The sequence below is a fragment of the Streptomyces sp. NPDC036813 genome (assembly GCF_055609245.1).
Genome location: NZ_JBVJPV010000046.1, coordinates 1 through 1,985 on the forward strand (window position 1 = coordinate 1; position 1,985 = coordinate 1,985).

Below are 1,985 nucleotides of genomic sequence, written 5' to 3' on the forward strand. Positions count from 1 at the left end.
TCGGCGTACTCCTTGCGGATCGCCATCAGGCCCGGCATCTCGTGCTCGGCGAGGGTGATCTCCTTGCGGCCGAACTCGGCCAGGGACAGGTCGGCAACCTTGAAATCGGTGAACTCAGCTGACACGGGAGCTCCTTGCGCTCATGACGTTACGGTGGATGTCGAGGGCCGCGGTGGACCTGTTCAGGGTGATGTAGTGCAGACCGGGCGCGCCCTCGGCGAGCAGCCGCTCGGCCATGGCGGTGGCGTACTCCACGCCGATGCGATGGCCCGCCGCGGCGTCGTCCCGGGCCGCTTCCAGGCGGTGGGCCAGGTCTTCGGGGAAGGCCGCGTCGCTCAGTTCGGCGAACCGGCGGATCTGGCGCACGTCGGTGGCCGGCATGATCTCGGGGATGATCGGGATGTCGCAGCCGGCGGCCGCGACCCGGTCCCGCAGCCGCAGGTAGTCCTCGACGCGGAAGAACATCTGGGTGATGGCGTAGTCGGCGCCGGCCCGGCACTTGGCCACGAAGTGCCGGATGTCGGAGGCCCAGTCGGATGAGCGCGGATGCCGCTCCGGGAAGGCTGCCACGCCGATGGTGAAGTCACCCAGCGAGCGCACCAGTTCGACCAGTTGGCGGGCGTGCCGGAAGCCGTCCGGGTGCGGCACCCATGGCCCCCTGGGGTCACCGGGCGGGTCTCCGCGCAGGACCAGGACGTCCTTGATGCCGGCGTCGGCGTACTGGCCGATGATGTGCCGCAGTTCGGCCACCGAGTGACCGACGGCGGTCAGGTGGGCGACGGGACGCAGCGTCGTCTCGGCCGCGATGCGCCGGGTGACCTCGATGGTGCGGTCCCGGGAGCCGCCTCCCGCGCCGTAGGTGACGGAGACGAAGTCCGGCCCCAGGGGCTCGACACGGCGTATCGCCTGCCACAGGGTGCGCTCCCCGGCTGCCGTCTTCGGCGGGAAGAACTCGAAGGAGAAGGTGGGCCGGGATGTCATGCGCGGCCTCCGGCGTTGAAGTAGCTCGCCTGGGGGTGGTGGACGACGATGGCGTCCGTGGACTGCTCGGGGTGGAGCTGGAACTCCTCGGACAGGTGCACGCCGATGCGCTCGGGCTGGAGCAGGTCGGCGATCTTGGCGCGGTCCTCCAGGTTCGGGCAGGCCGGGTAGCCGAGCGAGTAGCGGCAGCCTTGGTATTCGGTACGGAACATGCCGTCGAGGGCGGCCGGGTCCTGGCCCGCGATCCCGAGTTCGGCGCGTACGCGGGCGTGCCAGTACTCGGCGAGGGCCTCGGCCAGCTGGACGGAGAGGCCGTGCAGTTCGAGGTAGTCGCGGTAGGCGTTGGCCTCGAAGAGGCGGGCGGTCTCCTCGCCGATGCGCGAGCCGACGGTGACGACCTGGAGGCCGACGACGTCGGTCTCCCCCGACTCCTCCGGACGGAAGAAGTCGGCCAGGCACAGCCGGCGGCCGTGTCCCTGACGGGGGAAGGTGAAGCGGGTGCGCTCGTCGCCGGCCTCGTCCAGGATGATCAGGTCGTCGTTCTTGGACACGCAGGGGAAGTAGCCGTGGACGACGGCCGCCTCCAGCAGGTTCTCGGTGCGGAGCCTGTCCAGCAGACCGCGCAGCCTGGGCCGGCCCTCGGACTCGACCAGGTCCTTGGTCAGACCCCACTGGCCGCGGAAGAGAGCCGTCTCGTCGAGCCAGGAGGCGTATTCCTTGAGCTGGATGCCCTTGATGACGCGGGTGCCCCAGAACGGCGGGGTGGGCACCGGGTTGTCGGTGGCCACGTCGGAACGCACATGACCTTCCTCGGGCCGTTCCTCGACCTGGACGGTGGCCGCCTTGACCCGGCGCTGCTTCAGCTCGGGCAGCTTCGCGCCGGGCACCCCGCGCTTGATCCCGATCAGGGCGTCCATCAGGCGCAGGCCCTCGAAGGCGTCCCGGGCGTAGCGGACCTCGCCCTGGTAGATCTCGTGCAGATCCTGCTCCACATACGCGCGGGT

General features: G+C 70.2%; 3 protein-coding genes. All 3 read right to left on the reverse strand.

Translation table 11 applies throughout. The features are described from left to right. Positions 1-125, reverse strand: a 125-nt coding sequence (locus ACZ67Q_RS39365) for an adenosylhomocysteinase (protein WP_471192451.1), incomplete at its 3' end; no start/stop codon positions are given. Then, positions 115-981, reverse strand: coding sequence for a methylenetetrahydrofolate reductase [NAD(P)H] (gene metF, locus ACZ67Q_RS39370; RefSeq protein ID WP_471192445.1), 867 nt, complete (start codon positions 979-981; stop codon positions 115-117). The genes ACZ67Q_RS39365 and metF, both read right to left, overlap by 11 nt. After that, a partial coding sequence (locus tag ACZ67Q_RS39375) for a vitamin B12 dependent-methionine synthase activation domain-containing protein (protein ID WP_471192448.1) occupies positions 978-1,985 on the reverse strand: 1,008 nt, incomplete at its 5' end. The genes ACZ67Q_RS39375 and metF, both read right to left, overlap by 4 nt.